20 protein-coding genes are annotated in these 22,619 nt (G+C 63.5%); 2 read left to right on the top strand and 18 right to left on the bottom strand.

What is annotated here, in order from left to right; translation table 11 throughout:
- From ACO07C_RS10745 to ACO07C_RS10780, 8 genes are all read right to left on the bottom strand, one after another.
- Entirely contained in the window at positions 1-801 is an 801-nt protein-coding gene (locus tag ACO07C_RS10745; RefSeq protein ID WP_421914149.1) for an ABC transporter permease, read from the bottom strand.
- Positions 798-1,670 (bottom strand): ABC transporter permease, encoded by an 873-nt coding sequence (locus tag ACO07C_RS10750; protein ID WP_421914150.1) that lies wholly within the window; start codon positions 1,668-1,670, stop codon positions 798-800. The genes ACO07C_RS10745 and ACO07C_RS10750 overlap by 4 nt, the downstream gene beginning before the upstream one ends.
- Positions 1,667-2,770: an ABC transporter ATP-binding protein gene (locus ACO07C_RS10755; protein ID WP_421914151.1), complete on the bottom strand. Its 1,104-nt coding sequence runs from the start codon at positions 2,768-2,770 to the stop codon at positions 1,667-1,669. Before ACO07C_RS10755 ends, ACO07C_RS10750 begins: the two co-directional genes overlap by 4 nt.
- A 172-nt stretch (positions 2,771-2,942) precedes the next feature.
- Entirely contained in the window at positions 2,943-3,968 is a 1,026-nt protein-coding gene (locus tag ACO07C_RS10760; protein WP_421914152.1) for an ABC transporter substrate-binding protein, read from the bottom strand.
- A gap of 52 nt (positions 3,969-4,020) precedes the next feature.
- The gene (gene araD1, locus ACO07C_RS10765) at positions 4,021-5,019 is read right to left on the bottom strand and encodes an AraD1 family protein (RefSeq protein ID WP_421914153.1); all 999 of its coding nucleotides are present in this window, start codon (positions 5,017-5,019) and stop codon (positions 4,021-4,023) included.
- Positions 5,020-5,051: 32 nt separating this feature from the next.
- Positions 5,052-5,831, bottom strand: a complete 780-nt coding sequence (locus ACO07C_RS10770) for an SDR family NAD(P)-dependent oxidoreductase (RefSeq protein ID WP_421914154.1) — start codon at positions 5,829-5,831, stop codon at positions 5,052-5,054.
- 13 nt (positions 5,832-5,844) lie between these two features.
- Positions 5,845-7,572, bottom strand: a complete 1,728-nt coding sequence (locus ACO07C_RS10775; protein WP_421914155.1) for an IlvD/Edd family dehydratase — start codon at positions 7,570-7,572, stop codon at positions 5,845-5,847.
- A complete protein-coding gene (locus ACO07C_RS10780; protein WP_421914156.1) occupies positions 7,569-8,369 on the bottom strand; it encodes a FadR/GntR family transcriptional regulator in 801 nt (266 codons plus the stop codon). The genes ACO07C_RS10775 and ACO07C_RS10780 overlap by 4 nt, the downstream gene beginning before the upstream one ends.
- Positions 8,370-8,515: 146 nt before the next feature.
- On the opposite strand from ACO07C_RS10780, the gene ACO07C_RS10785 reads away from it, so the two are divergent.
- Complete coding sequence (locus tag ACO07C_RS10785) at positions 8,516-8,962, top strand: nuclear transport factor 2 family protein (RefSeq protein ID WP_421914157.1); 447 nt, start codon at positions 8,516-8,518, stop codon at positions 8,960-8,962.
- A gap of 37 nt (positions 8,963-8,999) precedes the next feature.
- On the opposite strand, the gene ACO07C_RS10790 is transcribed toward ACO07C_RS10785, so the two are convergent.
- The 10 genes from ACO07C_RS10790 to ACO07C_RS10835 form a co-directional block, all read right to left on the bottom strand.
- Positions 9,000-9,797: an ABC transporter permease subunit gene (locus ACO07C_RS10790; protein ID WP_421914158.1), complete on the bottom strand. Its 798-nt coding sequence runs from the start codon at positions 9,795-9,797 to the stop codon at positions 9,000-9,002.
- Positions 9,798-9,799: 2 nt separating this feature from the next.
- A complete protein-coding gene (locus tag ACO07C_RS10795; RefSeq protein WP_421914159.1) occupies positions 9,800-10,657 on the bottom strand; it encodes a 2-aminoethylphosphonate ABC transporter permease subunit in 858 nt (285 codons plus the stop codon).
- A complete protein-coding gene (locus tag ACO07C_RS10800; protein WP_421914160.1) occupies positions 10,650-11,795 on the bottom strand; it encodes an ABC transporter ATP-binding protein in 1,146 nt (381 codons plus the stop codon). The genes ACO07C_RS10795 and ACO07C_RS10800 overlap by 8 nt, the downstream gene beginning before the upstream one ends.
- A 32-nt stretch (positions 11,796-11,827) precedes the next feature.
- A complete protein-coding gene (locus ACO07C_RS10805) occupies positions 11,828-12,859 on the bottom strand; it encodes a 2-aminoethylphosphonate ABC transporter substrate-binding protein (RefSeq protein WP_421914161.1) in 1,032 nt (343 codons plus the stop codon).
- Between the two features lie 256 nt (positions 12,860-13,115).
- Positions 13,116-14,126, bottom strand: coding sequence for an NAD(P)-dependent oxidoreductase (locus ACO07C_RS10810; RefSeq protein WP_421914162.1), 1,011 nt, complete (start codon positions 14,124-14,126; stop codon positions 13,116-13,118).
- A gap of 2 nt (positions 14,127-14,128) precedes the next feature.
- A complete protein-coding gene (gene pbfA / locus ACO07C_RS10815; RefSeq protein WP_421914163.1) occupies positions 14,129-15,487 on the bottom strand; it encodes a (R)-1-hydroxy-2-aminoethylphosphonate ammonia-lyase in 1,359 nt (452 codons plus the stop codon).
- Between the two features lie 73 nt (positions 15,488-15,560).
- The gene (gene phnY / locus ACO07C_RS10820) at positions 15,561-17,018 is read right to left on the bottom strand and encodes a phosphonoacetaldehyde dehydrogenase (RefSeq protein WP_421914164.1); all 1,458 of its coding nucleotides are present in this window, start codon (positions 17,016-17,018) and stop codon (positions 15,561-15,563) included.
- A gap of 267 nt (positions 17,019-17,285) precedes the next feature.
- Positions 17,286-18,545, bottom strand: a complete 1,260-nt coding sequence (phnA, locus tag ACO07C_RS10825; RefSeq protein WP_421914165.1) for a phosphonoacetate hydrolase — start codon at positions 18,543-18,545, stop codon at positions 17,286-17,288.
- A 22-nt stretch (positions 18,546-18,567) separates the two neighbouring features.
- Complete coding sequence (locus ACO07C_RS10830; RefSeq protein ID WP_421914166.1) at positions 18,568-19,770, bottom strand: 2-aminoethylphosphonate--pyruvate transaminase; 1,203 nt, start codon at positions 19,768-19,770, stop codon at positions 18,568-18,570.
- 127 nt (positions 19,771-19,897) lie between these two features.
- Positions 19,898-21,595: a Na/Pi cotransporter family protein gene (locus tag ACO07C_RS10835; protein ID WP_421914167.1), complete on the bottom strand. Its 1,698-nt coding sequence runs from the start codon at positions 21,593-21,595 to the stop codon at positions 19,898-19,900.
- A 154-nt stretch (positions 21,596-21,749) separates the two neighbouring features.
- Here ACO07C_RS10835 and ACO07C_RS10840 point away from each other — a divergent pair, with 154 nt between their 5' ends.
- Complete coding sequence (locus ACO07C_RS10840) at positions 21,750-22,619, top strand: LysR substrate-binding domain-containing protein (RefSeq protein WP_421914168.1); 870 nt, start codon at positions 21,750-21,752, stop codon at positions 22,617-22,619.

A 22,619-nucleotide genomic window follows, 5' to 3' on the forward strand; every position in this document is an offset into this window, starting at 1 on the left:
TCAATTGCGTTGCGTGGCGACTTGCCTCGGAATGAGGAAGCGGGCGGCGAGAACGCATAGCAGAACGGTGAACATCAGGATTAGCGCCACCAGCGCATTGATGTCCGGCGAGAAGCCGAGCCGCATCATCGCCCACAGCCTGACCGGCAATGTGCTCTGCGTGCCGGTGACCAGGATGGTGATCATGGTCTCGTCAAAGGACAGGGCAAAGGCCAGGATGGCGCCGCCGACCATCGCGCTCGACAGGTTCGGCAGGATGATGCGCCAGAAGGTCTGCCAGCTCGTGGCGCCGAGATCGTAGGACGCCTCGACCAGCGTGCGGCTCATCGACTGAAGACGCATCAGCACCGTGCGGTAGACGATCGCCAGCACGAACACCGTATGGCCGATGATCACGGTCAGCAGTGAGCGTTCGAGGCCGATCTCGCGGAAGAAGATCAGGAGCGCCAGGCCGCTGATGATGGGCGGCATCAGGAACGGGAGGAAAATGATGAACTGCAGCACCGAGCGTCCGCCGCGGCGGCCGTGATAGTAGAGCGCCAGCAGCGTGCCGCTGACCACGGACAGGATGACCGTGCAGACGCCGACGATGAGCGTTGTGCGCAAGGCGGCGAGGATGTCATGGTTCTGGGCCAGCGACACATAGGTCGCAACGGTCGGGGACGACCAGTCGACATCGCCATGCGCAACGGTGAAGAACGACGACACGATGGGTACGAACAGCGGGCTGTAGAGCAGCATAGCGACCAGAGCGGTGATGGCAGCCAGGAAGATCGTGGACAAGCGGGGCAATGCGGTCATACCGAAGTCCCCTTGCTGCGCCCGAAACGCTCGCCGACAAGGATCGCCGCGATCACCACGGCGGCCAAGGCGACAGAGAGCGCGGCCCCGAATGGCCAGTTATAGGCGGTGCCGAACTGGCTGTAGAGGATGCGACCGAAGGTGAAGCCGCTGATGCCGCCGACCATCTGCGGTGTCAGGAAATCGCCGATCGCCAGCACGAAGACGAAGCTCGCCGCCGACGCCACCCCGGGCAGGCTGAGGGGCAGAGTGATGCGCAGGAAGGTTTGCAATCCGGTGGCGCCGAGATCGTCGGAGGCGCGCAGCAGGACCTGCGGGATGCGTTCGAGCGCGAGAAAGATCGGCAGGATGGCGAACGGGATCAGCAACAGCGTTAGCGTGAGCAGGATGGCGTTCATGTTGAAGACGAATAGCGTCGACGGCTGCTCCAGGATGCCGAGCCCTACCAGCGCCTTGTTGAGGAAGCCGTTGAGGCCGAGGATGCTGCGGATGGCGTAGATCTTGATGACGTAGCTCATCAGCAGCGGCACCAGCAGCAACATCAGCAATGCATAGCGCCAGCGCCCCTGGAGCGTGGTCAGGAAATAGGCGGCGGGATAGGCGAGCAGTATGCAGATCGCCGCAACTGAGAGGCACAGCACGATGGTGTTCCAGAACACCTTGAAGAAGACAGGGTCGGTGACGAAGCGGACATAGTTGCCGAGCGTCGGCGTGTGGACAATCGTGCCCTGGTCGACGCTGAAGAAGCTGTAATCCAGGAAGATCACCAGCGGGACAAGGACGAACACGACCGGCATGGCAAAAGCCAGTACCGTCACCAGCAGCGACCATCGCCGTTCGGCAGCCTGTATCGGGCCTGATCCGCTCATGCCAGCACCAGATGGCCTTCGTGCGGCGCAAAGGAAAGCGCCACGGTCTCGCCGGATCTCAGGGCGCTGCCGTCGACCTGGCTCGGGAAGCGCAGGCGCAGGCGTGGCGCGGCTGCCCCCTCTCCCGCGACGACCGTGGCGACGGTCGACGAGCCGGCAAAGGCCAGGTCAGCTATCTTGCCCGAAAAGAGGTTGACGGCATCATGTGGGCCGGCAAGGCGCAAGGCTTCCGGGCGAAAGGCCGCGAAGGCTCTGGCGCCGTTCGCCGCGGCCTTCAAATGCGGCTGCCCGGCAATCGAGCAGACCAGCCGTCCGAGCACTGTATCGATGGAGCGCAGTTCGTCCTGCACCGGTCCAAGCGTTCCGGCCACGAGGTTGTTCTCGCCGAAGAAGCGCGCCACGAACTCGCAGTTCGGCTTGTAGTAGAGCTCGTGCGGAGTGCCGAGCTGGCGGATATGGCCGGCCTGCATGACGCAGATGCGATCGGCCATGCCGATGGCCTCTTCCTGGTCGTGGGTGACGAACAGGAAGGTGGTCTTGATCTCGCGCTGGATGGACTTCAGGAATTCCTGCATCTGCCGGCGCAGTTCGAGATCGAGCGCCGCGAGCGGTTCGTCTAGCAGGATGAGGCGCGGCTGGCAGATCAGGGCGCGCGCCAGGGCGACGCGCTGGCGCTGGCCGCCGGAAAGCTGCGCCGGAAAGCGATCGGCAAAAAGCCCGAGCTGCACCAGCTCCAGGGCTTGCGTGACGCGGCTGGCAATCTCCTTGCGTGGCACATGGCGAACCGAGAGCCCGTAGCCGACATTGCCGGAAACGGTTAGGTGCGGGAACAGCGCGTAGTCCTGAAACACGGTGTTGAATGGCCGCCGGTTGATCGGCATGCGGCTGATGTCCTGGCCGTCGAGCCGGATCTCGCCTGCTGTCAACGGCTCCAGACCGCCGATGAGCCGCAGCACCGTGGTCTTGCCCGAGCCGGATGGTCCAAGGACGGTGAGGAACTCGCCGTCCTTGATCGAAAGGTCGATGTCATGCAGCACGGGAACCGTGCCGTAGGATTTCGAGACGGACCGTAGCGTGAGCAGGTCGGTGTTCTGGTTCATTGGATACTCTCGACGTGCGCGTTTCGGCGGTCCGGAACGCCCGAACCGCCGGGTCCTTCAAATGGCAGAGCCTGCCCCATCCCGATAGAATCGGGATGGGGCTCTATCTGTTTGTTTGAGCATGATCTTTTCCAAAAACCGGATTCCAGTTTTCGGGATCATGCTCCAGGGATCAGGGCGTGGCCTTGACCTCGTTCCACATGTCCGAACGCTTCAGTGGATCCTCGACATTGTTCAGCCAGACCAGCTTGTCGTTGCCGCCGGCGCTGCTGGTTTCGGTCACGGTGTTGCCGAAGCCGGTGCGCTCGGACAGCGTGCCGCTGACCTGCTTGCTCAGCATGAAGTTGATCCATTTCTCGGCGGCATCGTTGTCGCGGACGCCCTTGGAAATGACCCAATTGTCGAGCCAGGCAAGCGCGCCTTCGCTCGGATTGACGTAGGCGACATGGGCGCCGACCTTCTGGAGAGCCTTGACCTGCTGCTGGCCGTAATTGGCCCAGATCAGCGCGACGTCGTTGTTCTGGAAGATCTGCTGGGCTTCGTCGGCGGTGGTGTAGAAGCTCAACACGTTGCGCTTCAGCTCCACCAGCTTGGCCTTGACCGCCGCCATCTGCTCTTCATTGAGATTGAACGGATCCTTGTAGCCGAGCGTCAGCGCGGTGAAGGAGAAATTGTGCTCGCCATTGTCGTAGGCAAGCACCTTGCCCTTGTATGCCGGATCCCAGAGAACGGACATCGAGGTCGGCGCGGGCTTGACCTTGTCGGTATCGTAGATCAGGCCGATCGAGTCGAAGCAGAACGGAATGCCGTAGACCTTGCCGTCCTTGGTGACGCCGCTGACCGCGGTCAGGTCGCGGAAGCGCGGCAGCACTTCTTTCTGATTGGGGAGTTTCGATACGTCGATCGGCGACACCAGGTCAGCCTTGATGTAGCGCTGCAACTGGGCGGTATTGACGGCGAACACGTCGAAGTCCTGGCCTTCGCTGCCCTTGATCTTGGCCCAGATCTCGTCATCGCTGCCGATGAAGACGACGTCGACGCCGATGCCGGTCTTGGCGGTGAAGTCCTTGACCCAGTCCGCGTCCGCATAGCCATCCCAGGCCAGAACACGAAGGTTTGCCGCGAGTGCCGCCGAGGTCATCAGGCCGATGCCGAGGCCGATCGTGGCCATTTTGAGAAACAGTCTCTTCAGTCCCATTGTCATTCTCCCATTATCGTTGTCGTGAACCGCAGTCTTCGGACCTCTGCCCTCACAGCTGGGTGACGGTGACCAGTCCCTCGTCCGACACCTTTTCCATCCGGTTGCGCAGTGGCTTGCCGAATGTCGGTGCCTGGATTTCATACTCGTCGCCGGGAGCCGTCTGGACACCGGAGGCGTAGCTCATCACCGCCGCGCCGAAGAAATAGGCGTGCAGGTCGCCTGGCCGGCGATGCATCGGGTAGCGGAAATGGTAGTGTTCGAGATTGGCGATCGAGTGTGACATGTGCGCCTCGCCAGACAGGAATTCCTGCTCCCAGATGACGGCGCCGTTGCGCGTGATGCGGGAATGGCCGCGCACTTCGTTCGGCAGATCGCCGATCAGCAGTTCGGGACCGATCGAGCATGAGCGCAGCTTGGAATGGGCGAGATAGAGGTAGTTCTCGCCTTCCGTGACATGGTCGGAATATTCGTTTCCGAGCGCGTAGCCGATGCGATAGGGATGGCCGTCCGGCCCGTTGAGATAAAGCCCAACGATCTCGGCTTCCTCGGCGCCGGCCTTGGCGAAGGCCGGCATCGGCAGCGGCGCGCCGGGTGGGACGACGCAGGTGCCGACACCCTTGAAGAACCATTCGGGCTGGATGCCGATCTTGCCAGCGCCCGGCTTGCCGCCCTCCAGACCCATGCGGAAAATCTTGAGGGAGTCGGATTCCGCCGCACCCTCGCCATGGGTCAGCACATGCATCTGATTGCGCGCGGCCGCACTTCCCGTGTGGGTCAGACCGGTGCCAGTGACAAGGAACCGCGCAGGCTCCGCATGATCGACGGGGGCCAGCACACGGCTTTCGCGCAACAGCTGGTCATAGTCGATCTGTTCGGTGGTCGTGCGCTCTTCGACAAGCGTCGCGATGGACACGCCACGCGCGATCGCCGCTTCCGCCAGTTCCAGGACGGTGCTCGTTGCCTTGAGCGGATGCAGGTGGTCGCCGTCTTCGGAAACACGGCCGACCCGCCTGCCGCCATCGGGCATTTTGAATTGAACAAGACGCATGAAATTCCCTTCCTTCTTCAAGGCTGCCCGGGTCACACCCAGCCCCCATCGACGATGAACTGCTGGCTGGTGCACATGCGGCTGTCGTCGGCGGCGAGGAACAGCGCCATGCGCGCGATATCGGACGGCTGCAGCCGGTCAGGCAGGCATTGCCTCTCCTCGATCTGACGCTCCCCGGCCGGCGTCAGCCACAGCCGCATCTGGCGCTCCGTCATGACCCAGCCCGGCACCATGCAGTTGACGCGGATACGCTCGGGCCCAAGCTCGCGGGCAAGCGCGCGCGTCATTCCGTAGACAGCGGCCTTGGCGGTGACATAGGCCGGGCAATCCGGATCGCCGACAATCCAGGTGATGGAGCCGAAATTGATGATCGAGCCGCCGCCCAGCGCGCTCATCTGCGGGCGCACGGCTTGGGCTGCAAAGAACTGGTGGCGAAGGTTGACCGCCATGCGATCGTCCCAATAGGCGACGGTCACATCCTTGGTCTGATGGCGGTCATCGCTGCCGGCGTTGTTGCACAGGACCTGGATGGGGCCGTTATGCTCCTTCGCCCGCGCGACGGCTGCCTGCAGAACTTCAATGTCTCGGAGGTCGCATGGGATGAACAGCGGCGCGGCGTGACCTTCCGCCACGATCGCATCGACGAGGCGCCTTGAAGGCTCTTCGGCCAGATCGACAAAGGCAACGCAGCTGCCCTGGGCGCAGAAGTGGCGCACCAGGCTCTCGCCGATGCCGCTGCCGCCGCCGGTTATGAAGACGCTGCAGCCCTTGAGACTGGGGTAGATTGCGTAGCTGTCGGCTTCGTCAGTCATGGCTTGCGTCCGTTCAGTGGGAATGCCTGGGGATGCCGGCATCGCGGCGTCCCACGAGGAAGTCGAAATCACAGCCTGCATCGGCCTGCAGGACGCGCTCGACATAGAGGCTCTGGTAGCCGCCCACAGGTGGCGTCGGCGGCGCCCAGTCGCGGCGTCGGATGGCGAGTTCCTCGTCCGGAACCAGAAGCTCCAGCCGACGGCCGGCGACATCCAATTCGATGAGATCGCCATCGCGCACCAGCGCCAGCACACCGCCTGCCGCCGCTTCGGGAGCGACGTGCAGAACCACGGTGCCATAGGCGGTGCCGCTCATGCGCGCATCGGAGATGCGCACCATGTCGGAGACACCCTGCTTGAGCAGCTTGGCCGGCAGCGGCATATTGCCGACCTCGGCCATGCCGGGATAACCGCGCGGGCCGCAATTCTTCAGCACCATCACCGAGGACGCGTCGATGTCCAGGTCGGGATCGTCGATGCGGGCGTAGTAGTGCTCGATGTTCTCGAAGACGACGGCCTTGCCGCGATGCTGCATCAACTCGGCGGTCGCGGCGGACGGCTTGATGACCGCGCCATTGGGCGCGAGATTGCCGCGCAGGATCGATATGCCGCCCTCCTCGGTCAGCGGGTTTTCCAGTGGCCGGATCACCTCATGATTGTAGTTGGGAGCGCCATCGACCAGTTCGCCGATGGTTTTCCCGCTCACGGTCATGACGTCGCGTTGAAGCAACCCCGCCCCATCAAGCGACGCCATGACCGCGGCCAGCCCCCCGGCGTAGTAGAAATCCTCCATCAGGAACCGGCCCGACGGCATCAGGTCGACGATTGTCGGCACGCCACGTCCCAGCCGATCCCAGTCATCGAGGCTCAGATCCACGCCGACCCGGCGCGCGATGGCGATCAGGTGCAGCACCGCATTGGTCGAGCCGCCGATCGCGCCGTTGACGCGAATGGCATTCTCGAAGGCCGCCCTGGTAAGGATCCGCGAAATGGTCACATCCTTGTGGACGAGATCGACGATGCGGCGACCGGCCAAATGGGCCAGCACGCCCCGCCGGGAATCCACCGCCGGTATCGCCGCGTTGTCGGGCATGCCGATGCCGAGCGCTTCGACCATGCTGGCCATCGTGGAAGCCGTACCCATGGTCATGCAGCTGCCCGCCGACCGGCTCTGGCCCTGCTCGGCAGCGAGGAAGTCCGCCACAGGCATGCGGCCCGCCTTCACCTCTTCGGCGAATTTCCAGACATGGGTGCCCGAGCCGATATCCTGGCCGCGGAACTTGCCGTTGAGCATCGGGCCACCCGAGACGGTGATGGTCGGCAGGTTGCAGGACGCAGCCCCCATCAGCAGTGCGGGCGTGGTCTTGTCACACCCTGCCAGCAGAATGACGCCGTCGATCGGATTGGCGCGGATCGATTCCTCCACGTCCATGCTGGCGAGGTTGCGAAACAGCATGGCGGTCGGGCGCATGTTGCTTTCACCCAGCGACATCACCGGGAATTCGAGCGGCAGGCCGCCAGCCTCATAGACGCCGCGCTTGACGTGTTCGGCCAGCCCCCGCAGATGCGCATTGCAGGGGGTCAGCTCCGACCAGGTGTTGCAGATGCCGATCACCGGACGGCCGTCGAACTCGTCGCCGGGAATGCCCTGGTTCTTCATCCAGCTGCGGTGCATGAAGGCATTCTTGCCCTCGCCGCCAAACCATGCCGCTGAACGCAGCTTGCGCTTTTCTTCCGTCACGACTGCTGTTCCCGATCCTTGCGGCGCTTGTTGCGGTTCTCGACGCTGCGGCGCACGTCTTCCTCGGCATTGTCGATGAGCACGAGCAGCGCCTTCTGCGCGCCCGGACCGTCACCAGCGGCGATCTTTTCGGCCACTTCCCGATGCAGCGGCAAAGAATGGCGCTGTCCCTCGGGATTGTCGTTCGAGAGGCGAAAGCTCATCACCAGGGCGGTTTCGACGAGTGCCGCCAGCGAGCCGATCAGCTCGTTGCCGGTCATGCGCAGAATGGTCTGGTGGAACACCAGGTCGGGCTTGGCGAAGCGGTCGCCGTCGTCGCTGAAGGCTTCCATTTCAGCCAGCGCGGCATGGATCTCGGCAATCTGCACGGGTGTGGCGCGCTGGGCGGCAAGCGCCGCCGACATGGGCTCGATGGCCCGGCGCAGCTCGAACAGCGCCCTGACATCTTCATCGCTGACGCCCGCCGCGTAGCGCCACGACAGCACGTCGGGGTCGAGGAAATTCCAATCGGAGCGAGGACGCACCCGAGTGCCGGTCTTCGGACGCGACTCGACGAGCCCCTTGCCTGCCAGAACCTTGATCGCCTCGCGCAGCACGGTGCGGCTGACCCCCAGCATTTCACTGGAATCATCGGCACTGGGAAGCGCTTCGCCGGGCAGGAAATCGCCCTGCACAATGCGCAGTCCGATCTGCTCGACAACCGTCGCATGCAGTGCCGTCGAGCCGCTGGAGACGGCGACGGCGATCCGCGACGTTCGCGCCGTGCTGAAGGATTTCTTATTCTTCATACTATTCATATGATATGTCTTATAGTCGCGACGGCGAGAGTCAAGAGGGAGAGCATTGCCGACAAATGATTTTGCACAGTGGCGGCCAGGCGGATCACCGCTGGACCAAAATCTGCTTTCCCTGGATGTCTTCTTCGGCTGTTGGGCAGTCCTATATGCGTGAAGCAGACCGCGTGCCGGACCGGCAGCAAGAGGCGCGCGGCCTCGGTCGATCCAGCCCCCAGAGGTCAGACATGCCCAGCGCCGAAACCCTCGAAAGATTCATCGCCTGCGTCGAACGCAACGACCACATCGAAGCCGTGGAACAGTTCTACACGGCGGACTCGACAATGCAGGAAAACCAGGCGCCGCCTCGCGTCGGCCGCGATGCGCATGTCGCGAACGAACGCAACGTCATGGCCAGGGTGAAGACGATGGAATCGCGATGCGTGCGGCCAGTGTTCATCAATGGCGACCACGTGGTGATCCGCTGGGTGTTCCATTTCGAATGGAAGGACGGGACCGCCACGCATATGGAGGAACTGGCCTACCAGCGCTGGGAAGGAGAATTCGTCGCGGAAGAGACGTTCTTCTACGATCCCGCGCAGCGCCAGCCCCGTTAGCCGGCGGCTGCGGGTCTGGCCTGGCGATGGCTCGAGCTTACGTGCCGGTCGCGCGCGCGGTGATGCGTTCGAGCCCGAGCAACAGGACCAGGGTTGCCACCACAAGGATCATGGTCAACGCCGCACCGGCAAAAATGTCGCCACGATCGGTGAGGCTGAAAATCGATACCGGCAGCGTCACCCAACCCGGCGGATAGACCATCACGGTCGCGCCCAGTTCCCCCATGGAGAGCGCGAAGCTCAGGCCGAAGGCGGCGACCAGATAGGGCGCGAGCAGCGGCAGCGTGACATGCCAGAGCCGGTAAGCCGGCTTCGCGCCGAGGCTGGATGCAACCTGTTCAAAATCAGGCGAAAGCCGTGCCAGCCCCGCCGATACATTGCCGAAGGTGAAGGCCGAGATCAGCACGAAATGCGCGATCAGCACGATCGCCACGGTGCCGTTGAGCAGCAGCGGCGGATGGCTGAAGGCAACCAGCAGGCCAAGGCCGACGGACACCGAAGGCACGGCACTGGGAATGAAGAACAGCAGGCCAAGCAGCCGCTTCAAGGACGGACCCTGAAGACGAAGCGAAAGCGCAGCCCAGGTGCCGCTGACCAGCGCCAGCGCGCTGGCCAGGAAACCGGTGACGAGGCTGGCCTTCACCGAGTCCCCGGCGGCGCCGCCGATGACATCGCTATAGTGCTCGGTCGTCAGGCCGCTCGGCAGAACGCCATTCCATTGGTCGGCAAGACTGGACAGCAGGATGACGGCGAGCGGCGCCAGGAACAGCACGCCGAACAGCAGCGCGAAGAGCACCCACAGGACAATGCGACCTGGCCGCGACCACACCAGCATGGCTAGGCTCCCAACCGTCCGGCGGCGAAGCGATAGAGCCCGAACAGGCCCAGCGACAGCGCGACGTTGATCACGGCGATGATGCAGGCGACCTGATAAGCCGATTCCTGGATCGCCTTGCTGTAGATCAGCAGCGGCAGCGTGATGACGCCCTTGGCGCCGATGAACAGCACGATGCCGAATTCGTTGACGGTCAAAAGCAGGCAGAGGCTGCCGCCGGCAATGAGCGCGGGGATCGCCGCCGGCATGATGACCTGCCGGACGATGCGGAACGGCCGGGCGCCAAGCACGCTTGCCGCCTCGATCTGGCCGCGATCGACCAGCGAAAACGCGGCGAGCAGCGGCCGCAGGATGAAGGGGGTGTAGACCGTGACTTCGGCCAGCACCACGCCCCAGGTCGAATAGAGGAAATCGACAGGTGGCAGCGGCAAGGAGAAGGCTTCCATCAGCCCGGCATTGAGCATGCCGGCGGAGCCGTAGAGGAAGGTGAAGGCAAGCGTGACCAGGAAGGTCGGCAGCGCGATGAACGTGTCGATCAGCCGGGCGATGAAGCCACTGCCCGGGAATGGCACGAAGGCCAGGATAAGCGCGAGCACGAGACCGACGATCAGGCAGCCTGCCGTTGCGGTAACCGATATCGTCACTGTGTTGATCAGCGCATTGAGGAAGAAGCGCGAATGCAGGACGCTGAAGACTTCGGCGACATTGGCAACGCCGCTGTCGTCGAGGAAGGCCTGCCGGGCGATAAGCGCCAGCGGGTAGAAGAACAGCAGCGCCAGCAGGGCCGCGGGCGGCACGATCCAGAATTTGCCGGGTTCTCTCCTGACGCCCGGCGCGGCAATGGCAACGGCCTCAGACACCGGCGTCTTCCGGAACAAGCGATGTGTCGGCGGGCGCAAAGAAGAGCGGGACCCTGGCGCCGGCTTCGGGCAAGGCGATCGGCAGCCTTGTCGCGGACGCACGCACGGGCGTGCCGTCGACATCGAGCACGAGATGCGTGAGTTCGCCCTGCCAGTGCACTTCCTTCAGCGTGCCGACGATCCGGTTGGTATGCTCGCTGTCGGGCGTCAGGCTGAGGTGCTGGGGACGAATACACAGAAGTGTCTTGTCTCCGGCCTTCTCGTCACGGCCGGCACCCGTCAGTACGGCATCACCATGCCTGGCCGTGGCAAACCCCTTCGACCCAGCAGCTTCGGAAACGGTCACCGGCAAAAGATTGGCCCGGCCGAGGAATTCGGCGGTGAAACGGTTGGGCGGGCGCTGGTAGAGTTCAGCCGTCGGCCCGTGTGAACAGACCCTGCCGTCCCGCATGATGGCGATCTTGTCGGCAAGCGTGAGCGCCTCGGTCTGGTCGTGGGTGACATAGAGGATGGTCAGGCCCGGCAGGTTGCGGTGCAGGCGGGCGATCTCCTCGACCATGTTGCGGCGGATCTGCGCGTCGAGCGCCGAAAGCGGCTCGTCGAGCAGGAGCACGCGCGGCCGCACCGCGAGAGCCCTTGCAATGGCGACACGTTGCTGCTGGCCGCCCGAAAGCTCGCGCGGATAGCGCCTGGCATAAGCAGACATTCCGACAGTGCCGAGCGCGTCCTTGACGCGCTCGGCGATGAGCGCCTTGTCGGCGCCTTGGGCCCTGAGGCCAAAGGCGACATTGTCCTCGACCCGCATATGCGGAAACAACGCGTAGTTCTGGACCACCATGCCGAGCCCGCGTTCGTATGGCGGCAGATCGGTCACATCGGTCGTGCCGATGCGAATCCGCCCGCTGGCGGGCCGCACGAAACCGGCCACTGCCCGCAGTGCGGTCGTCTTGCCGGAACCGGACGGGCCGATCATCGCCAGGATTTCACCTGGTGCGATGTCCAGGGTCAGCGGGTGAAGGACGACATGCGCGCCATAGGCGACGCTGACCTTGTCGAAGTGAACATTGGAACCGGCGCCGCGAACCTTCGCGGCGTCGATGTCCATGACACTGGTACCTGTGAAGGCGACAGCTGACATGGCGGAACTCCCGGTGTTGTTTCCTTTCGAGGTCAACTGCCGGTCGCTTCGTTCCACTTCTTGACATAGTCGGGAAGCTTGCTCAGCGCGTCGTCCCAGTTCGGAGACCATATCGTCACGCCCTTCATCGCCTCCTGCAGCTTGGCGAAGTTCGCGTCGGTCGGCGTCACGTCCTTGCGGGCAGGCATGCCGAGCGCCACCGAGCTTACAGTCGACTGCGCTTCCTTGGAAAGCAGGAAGTCGATCAGCTTCTTGCCGTTGTCGCCATTGGGGGCGCCGGTCACCAGGCCGATTTCATAGGGCAGAGCGAAGGTGGAGCGCACGCCGTCCGGTCCCACGGGCCAGAACACCTTGATGTTGGGATTGTCGGCCATCTGCGACATGTTCATCTGCAGGTCACCGTTGGCGACATGAAGTTCGCCCTTGTTGACCAGCGCAGTCAGCTTGCCGGTGGAAGCGGAGGGGCCGACATTGTTGTCCTGCAGCTTCTTCATGAATTCGAAGCCGGCATCCTCGCCACCGAAAGCGTGGATGACCTGGAGCATGACGGCCGTGCCGTCGCCGGCCTGACCTGGGGTCGAGTACTGAATCTTGTGTTTGAACTTCGGATCGAGCAGGTCGTTGTAGGTCTTCGGCGCTTCGGAAAGCACGGCGCTGTTGTAGATGAAGTTCATGTAGTTGTTGACGAGCGGCCGGTACTTGTCGGCGCCACCATCGATCTGGTCCGACCCCGCTGGTTTGTAGTCCTGCAGCAAGCCGTCGGCGGCGGCGCGCTGGACGAAGGGGGGCAAGGTCACCAGCACGTCGGCCTGTGGGTTCGACTTCTCCTTGGCGACACGCTCGACGACACCGCCCGAGCCTGCCTCGATGTACTGAACCTTGATGCCGGTGGCTTTGGTGAAGGCGGCGAATTCGGTCTCGTACCAGCTGCCATTGCCGTCATGCAGGCCGTCGGCCGAATAGATGGTGACGACGCCGTCGGCGAGCGCCGGTCCGACAAGAGCCGCCGAGGCGGAGAGAGCGGCGGCGAAGGCCACCAGTATGGCTGGATTTCGTGATTTCATGGTTCAGTTCCCCTTTGATTGAAGGCACATTCTTCGATGCACTAGGACGATCGGCGGTGGATCTGCTTGCCCACGTTGCGCCGGTTGGATGTCGTCGTTGTGACAACTCTGATGACTGGGGATCGATAAGTAAAATCTATTTATTTTATGACAGACAAAGTTCTTCTGATATTTGTCACGGAACTGTCGCATCCGCGTCGCGAGGACAGCGAAAGGCTGCCGAAGCCCTTGAAGCGACGCAGAAAAACGGCCGCGCTCAGCGGAAAGACACGCCCGTCGTCTGCGCGCGCAGACGTGAATCCAACGAGCGGACAGTCACCGGACGCCCTTCCAGGACCTCGAAGCAGCGCGCGAGCGTGTCCTCTTCCAATCGGCGCATCGCCTCCTGCGTGAAGAAGGTGAGATGCGGAAAAAGGATCACATTGTCGCGACCGAAAAGCGCGCTCATCGGGTGGCCCGACTTCATCAGCGGCTCGACCGAATAGACATCGAGGCCGGCGCCCCCGACGCGCCCGGTAACGATCGCCTCGACAAGGGCGGCCTCGTCGATCAACGCGCCGCGCGAGACATTGACGATGATGGCCGATGGTTTCAGACAAGCAAGTTCGGCCTTGCCGATCAGACCGCGCGTCCTGTCGTTGAGCACGCAATGGAGGGACACGAAATCGCAGGCACGCAGCATGGCGTGGAGGTCATCGACCTTCTCGATACCGGCCGCCTGCATGGTTGCGGCATCGAGGCCGGGATCAAAGCCGAGAACCCGCGCGCGAAACCCTTGGCCTGCCATGCGCGCCATGCTGCGGCCGATCTTGCCACAACCGACGAGCCCCAGCGTGGCGCCGGAAATATCGCGTCCCAGCCAGCTCTGCTCAGGCCAGACCCAGCCATCGCGCGACACCGCCGCCGTGATCGCCGGCAGCCGCTTGGCGAGCGCGATCATCAGTGTGAAAGCGCCCTCGGCAACAGTTTCCTCCGCATATTCGGGCACGTTGACGACGGGAATGCCGTGGCGGATCGCGGCGGGAATGTCGATGGCGTCGATGCCAACGCCGTATTTGACGATGCCCTTCAATTTGGGCGCTGCTTCGATCACTCTTGCGGTGACCGGTGTGTAGCACATCAGCAGGACATCAGCGTCGAAGACCGCGCTGATGAGATCCGCCTCTGGAATGCCGTCCGGCAACGTCACCAGTTCGACGCCGCGTGCGCGCAGCCCGGCGTCGATGCCCGGGCATTCGAGCTCCTGGTCCGTGCGCACGGCCTTCATGGTCAGGCCGCCAGCACGGCGGCCTCGACAATGTCGAGCGCACGGTCGAGATCACCACGTGAAATGACCAGCGGCGGCGACAGCGTCAGCACGTTGCCCTGGCTGATCTTGAAGCTCAGCCCCTGCTCCAGGCAGGCGTAGAAGACACGTTCGGCGAGGTCGCGTGCCAGTTGGCGCGAGTCGCGGTCCTCGACCAGTTCGACGCCGACCATCAGCCCCCTGCCCCTGACGTCGCCGACATGGGGCGAACGCGCCATCAGATCGTGCATACGTCCGAGCATATGCCGACCGAGTTCGGCGGCGTGCTCGACCAGTCCTTCCTCCTGGATGATGTCGATCGTCGTCAGTGCCGCGCGCGTCGTCACCGGGTTCTTTTCGTGCGTGTAGTGACCAATGGCGAAGCCGCCGGTGACGTCGAGATCGCGGCGCGCAATGACTGCGGCGATCGGCAATATGCCGCCGCCCAGCGACTTGCCAAGAACGACGATGTCGGGCGTCACGCCGTCATGCTCATGCGCGAAGAACTTGCCGGTCTTGCCGAGGCCGGTTGGAATTTCGTCGAAGATCAACAACGTGCCGTGCCGGTCGCAAGCTTCGCGCACCCGCTTCCAGAATCCGGGCGGCGGCGGGTTGGGCGTCGCGCGCATCGGTTCGGCGACGACCGCCGCCACATCCTGCTCGCGGCCAAGCACATAGGCGATCATGTTGGCGCAAGCGATGCCCGACGTCTCGAGGCTATCGTGGCCATAGGGGCAGCGATAGCCGTCCCAGGGCGCGACATGCTCGGTGCCGGTCATCATCGGGCCTGCGATGTGGGAGCGGAAGGTCGCCTCACCGCCGACGCTGGCCGCACCGAAACCCGCGCCATGAAAGGCATCCCAGAACGACACCGTCTTGTAGCGACCCGTCGCGGCGCGTGCGATCTTGAGCGCGACCTCGATGGCGTCCGAACCACCGGTGGTGAACAACACCTTGCCGAGATCGCCGGGCGCCAGAGCGGCCAGCCTTTCGGCCAGTTCGACGGCCGGCTCGCAGGTGAAACGGCGCGGCGCAAAACACAGGTCGTCGAGTTGTTTCTTGATAGCGGCTACCAGCGTTGGATGTCCATAGCCGAGGTGGTGCACGCTGTTGCCGTGGAAATCCATGAAGCGGCGGCCGGCGGTGTCCTCGATCCAGATGCCTTCAGCCTTGGCGATCGTCGAAAGACAGGGGCTGGACAGGCTCTGGTGCATGAACGCGGCCGCGTCGCGATCGAGCAGGCCGCGGATCCGGGGATCGTCCTGTCCGGCATCCCAGCGCCTGCGCGCCGGCGTGGTGTTGGAATCGCCTTCGGTATGCACAAGCTCAGATATCGCGGCCATCATGGTCTCCGAAACGCGAATGAGGGAGCGTGGAACGCCCCCTCGGTTGGTCTGCCAATTTGGTACGATCCGTTCAGGACCAGGGCAGTGAAAACGTCTTCACATTAGTATAGCTCTTCATCGCCTCGATGACGCCTTCCTTGTAGCCATTGCCCGAGTCCTTGATGCCGCCGAAGGGCGACATCTCGATGCGGTAGCCCGGCACTTCCCAGATGTTGACCGTGCCGACCTGAAGGCCGGCAATGTATTTCTGCATGCGCCGGAAATCATTTGTGCAGACGCCAGAAGACAGGCCGAAGGCGGTCGAGTTGGACAATGCGATCAGCGCGTCATCGTCGTCCGGGGCGCGCACGATCGGGATGATCGGGCCGAACGTCTCCTCCATCACCAGTTCGGACGTGTGCGGCACGCGATCGACGACGATCGGCGGCAGCAGCGCGCCCTGCCGACCGGGATTGTAAAGGACCTCGGCGCCTTGCTCGGCGGCCATATGGACACGGGCCTCGAACAGCGCGGCGGCCTTTTCGTGCACGACGGTGCCAAGGTCGGTCGAGCGGTCCATCGGGTCGCCGAAGCGGATCTTCCTGGCCCGCTCCAGCACCATCGGGACGAAGCGATCGGCGACGCTTTCCTGGACGAGGATGCGCTTGACCGCCGTGCAGCGCTGGCCGGAATTCTTCGTCGCGCCGGCAACGGCGAGATCGGCTGCCTTGGCAAGGTCTTCGTCTGAGAGATCGTTGAGGATGATCAGCGGATCGTTGCCGCCGAGCTCCAGCACCTGGCGCTTGTAGCCGGCTGTGCGGGCGATCATCTTGCCGACGGGTACGCCGCCGGTAAAGGTGATCAGGTCGATGTTTTCGTTGGTGATCATCTCGTTGCCGATGTCGGCCGGCCATCCCGTAACCACCGAGAGCATTTCAGGCGGCAGGCCAGCTTCGTAGAGAATGTCGGCCAGCAACAGCGCCGTCATCGGCGTTAGTTCGGTCGGCTTCACCACAACGCAATTGTTGGTGGCGATGGCCGGCGCCACCTTGTGCGAGACCATGTTGAGCGGGTGATTGAAGGGCGTGATCGCCGAGATCGCCTTGAGCGGCTCGCGGGTGGTGAATATCTTGCGCGCCTTGCCGTGCGGGGTCAGATCGCAGGAGAATATCTGGCCGTCGTCCTGGATGCACATCTGCGCCGACAACGTGAACACGTCATAGGCGCGGCCGACCTCATAGAGCGAATCCGTCTTGGAGATGCCCAGTTCGAGCGTGATGAGATCGGATATTTCTTCCCGGCGCGACGCCAGCGCTTCAGCGGTGCGGAACAGGATCTGCTGGCGCTCGTAGCGGGTCAGTTTCGACCTATAGCCGGCGGCGATCTCGAAGGCCTGACGGGCATGCTCGGCGCGGCCGGCCGGCACGGTGCCGATGACGGTGTCGTTCCAGGGGTAGCGCACCTCGACGACGCCGTCGGCATCGACCTTCTTGCCGGCAATGCGCATCGGCTCGTGGCGAACTTTGATGGAGGGATCGAGTTGGGTCATGGGCTCTGCTCCAGCAGATTCTTGGGTGCGCCTCGGCAGGGGATCGCCCCCCACTCCGGCCCTTCGGGCCACCTCTCCCCCGATCGACGGGGGAGAGTAAATTCGGCAAGGTCAGCGCCCCGTTGTTTCCAAGCCAAAGCGCGACAGAATCGGCTTGGCGCCTTTCCTCTCCCCCGTCGATCGGGGGAGAGGTGGCCCAAAGGGCCGGAGTGGGGGTCGACCAACGCTATCTTGGGCGGGCACGCATCTAATAGCGACCCCATTCACTCAGCCCGCCAGCGCCGCCGCCATGGTGGCGTAATAGAAGGCGTCGAAGTTGCGCAGGGTCGGTTCGTTCGGCAGGTCGGGCAGAACGCGATTGACGATGAACGGCACCTCCTGCTCGGTCAGCCCGCCATGCGAACGCAGCGGCTCGTTGAGTGCCGCCAGATCGTGGCGGTGTTCGCTGGTGCCGATCGTCATGTTCTCGGTCGAGATCAGCACGATGTCGCCGATGCGGTCGGCAGGCAGTTCGAAGCGCTCGCATGCCGTCGGGCTGTCGACGACCAGCATGATGCCGTTGACCTTGGCCAGCCGCGCCATGATGTCGGCCTGATCGGCGCCATCAGGCAGATAGGCGGTGGCGAAGGAGCCGAGCGCGCCGTGGTGCACGACATAGGGGTCGGTGATCGGCAGGATGACGCGGGCGGCGTCCTTGCCCAGCCATTCGTCCAGAAGGTCCTGAACGTAGACCACGGCAGGCGAACCGTCCGCCTTGTGCTTGGGTTTCATGCCATGGTCGGCGGTGACGACGATCGCCGCGCCCAGCGCATCGAGCTCGGTCAGGTATTTGTCGAACATCTCATAGAAGGCGTTGGCCTGGGGCACGCCAGGTGCGTATTTGTGCTGCACATAGTCGGTGGTCGTCAGGTACATGATGTCCGGCCGGAATTCCTTCAGCAGCTGGACGCCGGCGGCGAATACGAATTCCGACAGTTCGGCCGAATAGACCTCCGGCACCGGCAGCCCGAAATGCTTCGAGGCGTTGTCGATGCCGTGCTCGGCCTTGGTCGTGGTGTCCGACTTTTCGGCCGAGAAGCACAGCGCGCGGCCTTCGTCGAAGGCAAGGCCCTTGCCGAGCAGCGCGCGCAGCTTGTCCTTGGCGGTAACAATCGCGACCTTGGCGCCGGCGTCGTAGAAGGCCTGAAAAATGGTCGGCGCGCGCAGGAAGCGCGGGTCGTTCATCATCACTTCCTTGCCGGTCTCGCGCTCATAGAGATAGTTGCCGCAGATGCCATGCACTGATGGCGGCCGGCCGGTGGCGATCGACAGATTGTTGGGGTTCGTGAAGCTCGGGATGACCGAGTGCGCGAAGCGCACCGTGCCCTTCTGCTTGATCCTGACCAGGGCCGGCATGAGCCCGGCCTTGATCGCTTCATCGAGATAGGCCGGCTCGCAGCCGTCAAGGCAGATGGCGATGGCCGGCACGCGTGGCCAGGCATAGGTGCGGCCGTTGACGGCGACATTGATGGGAGACATCTGGTTCATCGAAATCCTCGAAATTGGCCGTTCAGGCGGCAAGTTTGGCGCGCTCGGCGATTGCCGCGGCGGGTGGAGCGGCGGTGTCGACGCCCATTTCCTTCAGTGATTGCGCCGCCGCCTCGACGACGCGACGCATGACATGTTCGTCCATCTGGCCGATGCAGCCGACGCGGAAGGAGTCCACGACGGTCAGCTTGCCAGGATAGATGATGAAACCCTTGTCCTTCATCAGCTCATAGAAGCGGTCGAAGGCGAAACTGGCATGGGCCGGGTTGAAGAAGGTGACGATGATCGGCGACAGCCAGCGATCCTTGAGCAATGTCTCGAAGCCGAGCTCGCGCATGCCCGCAACCATGACGTCGCGATTGCGGGTGTAGCGGGCGCCACGGCCGGCAACACCACCTTCGGCCTCATGCTGGCGCAGCGCTTCGAGGAAGGCCGCCACCACATGCGTCGGCGGCGTGTAGCGCCACTGGCCGGTCTTGTTCATGTGCGCCCACTGCGCATGGACGTCGAGCGAGAGCGAGTGGCTGCGGCCCTTGGCGGCCTCCAGCTCGCTCTTGCGGGCGATGATGAAGCCGAAGCCCGGCACGCCCTCGATGCATTTGTTGGCGGACGAGACCATCGCCTCGTAGCGGATCTCGTTGACGTCGAGCGCGACGGCGCCGAAGGCGCTCATGGAATCGACCAGCAGCTTGCGGCCCTTGGCGTGGACGGCCTCGGCGATCTCGGCGACCGGGTTGAGGATGCCGGAACTGGTCTCGCAATGGATGGCGATCACATGCGTGATGGCATGGTCGGCCTCGAGCGCCGCCGCCACCTCGTCGCCGCGCGGGGGCAGGTAATCGCCCTTGTCGATCAGCGTATAGGCGCGACCGAGATACTGCATGGTCTGGGCGGCGCGCAGGCCATAGGCGCCATTGGCCAGGACCAGAACCTTGCCGTCCTTCGGCACGAACGAGCCCAGCATCGCCTCGACGCAGAAGGAACCGCTGCCTTGCATCGGCACGCAGTCGAACTCGCCATTCGCGTCACCGGTCAGCGCCAGCAGGCGGCGGCGCATGTCGGCGGTCATGGCGCGGAAGTCACCATCCCAGGACCCCCAGTCGCGCAGCATCGCCTGCTTGACGGAATAGGCCGTGGTAAGCGGCCCCGGGGTCAGCAGATAGGGCTCGCCCAGCGCCGGCTTGTCCAGCGGCTTTGCTGCGGCAAATTTCGTCTCGGCGAGCATGGTGTCCTCCGACAGGTCTCTGCTTTTTCGGTGTGGCCTTATTCTTGGCCCGAATGACATATTTGTAAAATCGTTATTTTGTATCGAAGTATCGATTTAAACGATGATAGAAATCACAACTCGCTTGTCAGGCCGGTGTCGCGGCCATCGCATCCACGCCCCTCGCCAGCCGGCTCTCAAGCAGATCGCCGCTTTGCGTCAGCAGCGGATAGGCGACCGAGGCCATCAGCGAGTTGATTTCCTTCAGCGCCCGCACCGCTTCCAGATGGATGTCGCTGGTGTCGATGCTCTGCGCCATTCCTGATTGCAGGCGCTTGAGGTGACGGTCATGGCTCATGCGTTCCAGCTTGCGCATCCGCTCCTTCTCGACGACGAGTTGGCGCGCCGAATCGAGATCGCTCGATACCAGCACGTTGAGCGCAAGCTGCATGTTGGCCATGACACGGTTGTGAAGCCCCGACAATTCGCTCCAGCCGTCTCGTGAAAAGCGCAGGTCCTTGTCGCGCAATTCCCGTGTGAGCACGAGCAGGTTCTTGGCGACGATGTCGCCGGCGCGCTCGAGATTGATGGCGAAATCGGTGAGTTCGATGCCGCGCTGGGCCTCGGCAGCGGTCATGCTGCCGCGATTGACTTCGGCAATGTAGAGCTTGATCTCGGTGTGGGCGCGGTTGACCTCTTCATCAAGCTTTTGCGCCTGGTGGATCTGCTCGATGGTGCCAGCGTCGAAGAAATCCATCACCGGACGCAGCATGATTTCGACAACTTCGCCCATGCGCAACAGCTCGCGGGTGGCGCTGGCCAGCGCAAGACCGGGTGTGCGCATGACAGTGCGGTCGAGGGCGCTGGCGCGGCGCGACATCAGGTCCGAGCTCTCGGCCGGCTTTGCCGCCGGCCTGTCGGCGATGAGCAAGGTGACCAGCTTTTCCATCATGCCCGTGAGGGGCAGGCAGCAGACGACCAGCGCCATATTGAAGGCGAGGTGCAGGTTGACCAGTTGCCGGCCTTCGGTTGCGCCGAACACATACGTTGGAAACGCCACGGCCTGAAGCGCGAACAAGGCAGCAAGTGCCGCCGTGCCACGAAAGATCAAATTGCCGAGCGGAACACGGCGTGCTTCGACAGGCTCACCGCGGGTTAGCCACACCGCGATCAGCGCGCCGCCGCAATTGGCGCCAAGAAGGAAGAACAGACCGACCTCGACGGGCAAGACGCCCTGTGCGGCAAGCGTGACGAACAGCAGGATCGCCGCCACGCTGGAGTGGATCAGCCAGGTGAACAGGGCGGCGACCGCAAAGGCCGTGAAGTAATCCGCACGGAGGTAGGAAATCACCAACGGCAGCAATATGCTCTGCCGCATCGGCGCCGTGGCCTCGCCGATCATGTGCAGCGACAACAACACGAACGCTATACCCATCAGGATGCGCCCGCCCTGTTTGATCCCGCGCGCCTCGAACTTCAGGAACATGGCGCCGCCGATGAGGATCAGCGCCGGCACCAGCCAACTGAGGTCGAACGACAGCACCTGCACGACCAGCGCGGAGCCGAGATCGGCGCCAAGCAGGATCGCCAGTCCGGCGGACACCGAAACCATGCCGCTGGCGGCAAAGCCGGCCGCCAGGATGGCAACGGCCGTGGAGCTCTGCAGAAGCACGGCAAGCACCGTGCCGACACCCGCCGACCTGATCCGAGCAGTTCGCGCCTGTCTCAGCGCATCGCGCAATGCCGGGCCGCAGGCGCGCTCCACGCCCGTACGCACCATGCGCACGGCCCAGAGCAGCAGCATGACGGCGCCCGCCAGATGCAGCAGGATGATGGAAAATTGCATGGCGACGCCTCCGGTGCCAATGGCCGGCAGGAACGTCGACCCTCAGTCAGGCTGATGGCCGACCAGACATAAGTCAAATCGTTCATTTCTATCTTTTAGTTAGCTGCTCTTATGATAAGCTGGCCGCGATTTCGGGAGATCGAAGGCACAGAAGATGCGCTACGTTCAGTTGCGGGCTTTTCATCAGGTGGCAATCTCTGGCGGTTTTTCGCGGGCCGCCGAGGCGTTGTTCCTGACCCAGCCCGCCATCTCCGACCAGGTGCGCAAGCTCGAGGAAGAATATGACGTCCTGCTGTTCAACCGGAACAAGAAGCAGGTCACGCTGACGCATTCCGGCCAGAAGCTGCTCGAGATAACCCACCGCATGTTCGATACCGAGCAGCAGGCGCTCGAACTCCTGACCGAGTCGCGCGCGCTTCGCTCGGGTACGCTGCGGATCGTCGCCGATGCCGCGCATCATCTGCTCCACATCCTCGGCAGCTTCCGGGCTCGCTATCCCGGCGTCCAGGTTTCGGTGCGCGCCGGCAACACCGAGACCGTGATCAGCAGCCTGTACAGCTACGATGCCGATATTGGCGTGCTCGGTGAAGTGCCTGCCGGACGCGATTTCGAGGTGTTGAAACTGAATTCGACGCCGATCATCGCCTTCACCTCGGTCGATCATCCACTGTCGGGAAAGGCCTCGCTGACGCTCAAGCAACTCGCGCAGGAGTCCCTTGTGATGCGCGAGCGCGGCTCGAAGACGCGTCAGAAGCTCGAAGACCTGGCGGCGGCTTCAAAGGTCGAACTCAGGCCATCGATCGAGGCGGAGGGCCGCGAAGCCGTCCGCGAGATCGTCGCTTCGGGCGCAGGCATCGGCTTTGTCTCGGCGGCGGAATTCGGCCAGGATTCGCGGCTGGTCCCGATCACGATCGATGCTCCCGAGACCCTGATGGACGAGGCGCTGATCTGCCTGCGTGAACGCAGCGGCGGCAAGCTGGTGCGCGCCTTCCTCGACATGGCCCGCTCGATGTCGCCTGACTAG

It is taken from the genome of Mesorhizobium sp., from assembly GCF_965229135.1.
Classification (GTDB): Bacteria; Pseudomonadota; Alphaproteobacteria; order Rhizobiales; family Rhizobiaceae; genus Mesorhizobium.

What these genes read in the sequence shown, in the direction of transcription:
- ACO07C_RS10745 (WP_421914149.1), bottom strand. Translation starts at nt 801, where the DNA reads ATGACCGCATTGCCCCGCTTGTCCACGATCTTCCTGGCTGCCATCACC.
- ACO07C_RS10750 (WP_421914150.1), bottom strand. Translation starts at nt 1,670, where the DNA reads ATGAGCGGATCAGGCCCGATACAGGCTGCCGAACGGCGATGGTCGCTG.
- ACO07C_RS10755 (WP_421914151.1), bottom strand. Translation starts at nt 2,770, where the DNA reads ATGAACCAGAACACCGACCTGCTCACGCTACGGTCCGTCTCGAAATCC.
- ACO07C_RS10760 (WP_421914152.1), bottom strand. Translation starts at nt 3,968, where the DNA reads ATGGGACTGAAGAGACTGTTTCTCAAAATGGCCACGATCGGCCTCGGC.
- araD1 (WP_421914153.1), bottom strand. Translation starts at nt 5,019, where the DNA reads ATGCGTCTTGTTCAATTCAAAATGCCCGATGGCGGCAGGCGGGTCGGC.
- ACO07C_RS10770 (WP_421914154.1), bottom strand. Translation starts at nt 5,831, where the DNA reads ATGACTGACGAAGCCGACAGCTACGCAATCTACCCCAGTCTCAAGGGC.
- ACO07C_RS10780 (WP_421914156.1), bottom strand. Translation starts at nt 8,369, where the DNA reads ATGAATAGTATGAAGAATAAGAAATCCTTCAGCACGGCGCGAACGTCG.
- ACO07C_RS10785 (WP_421914157.1), top strand. Translation starts at nt 8,516, where the DNA reads ATGCGTGAAGCAGACCGCGTGCCGGACCGGCAGCAAGAGGCGCGCGGC.
- ACO07C_RS10790 (WP_421914158.1), bottom strand. Translation starts at nt 9,797, where the DNA reads ATGCTGGTGTGGTCGCGGCCAGGTCGCATTGTCCTGTGGGTGCTCTTC.
- ACO07C_RS10800 (WP_421914160.1), bottom strand. Translation starts at nt 11,795, where the DNA reads ATGTCAGCTGTCGCCTTCACAGGTACCAGTGTCATGGACATCGACGCC.
- ACO07C_RS10805 (WP_421914161.1), bottom strand. Translation starts at nt 12,859, where the DNA reads ATGAAATCACGAAATCCAGCCATACTGGTGGCCTTCGCCGCCGCTCTC.
- ACO07C_RS10810 (WP_421914162.1), bottom strand. Translation starts at nt 14,126, where the DNA reads ATGAAGGCCGTGCGCACGGACCAGGAGCTCGAATGCCCGGGCATCGAC.
- pbfA (WP_421914163.1), bottom strand. Translation starts at nt 15,487, where the DNA reads ATGGCCGCGATATCTGAGCTTGTGCATACCGAAGGCGATTCCAACACC.
- phnY (WP_421914164.1), bottom strand. Translation starts at nt 17,018, where the DNA reads ATGACCCAACTCGATCCCTCCATCAAAGTTCGCCACGAGCCGATGCGC.
- phnA (WP_421914165.1), bottom strand. Translation starts at nt 18,545, where the DNA reads ATGAACCAGATGTCTCCCATCAATGTCGCCGTCAACGGCCGCACCTAT.
- ACO07C_RS10830 (WP_421914166.1), bottom strand. Translation starts at nt 19,770, where the DNA reads ATGCTCGCCGAGACGAAATTTGCCGCAGCAAAGCCGCTGGACAAGCCG.
- ACO07C_RS10835 (WP_421914167.1), bottom strand. Translation starts at nt 21,595, where the DNA reads ATGCAATTTTCCATCATCCTGCTGCATCTGGCGGGCGCCGTCATGCTG.
- ACO07C_RS10840 (WP_421914168.1), top strand. Translation starts at nt 21,750, where the DNA reads ATGCGCTACGTTCAGTTGCGGGCTTTTCATCAGGTGGCAATCTCTGGC.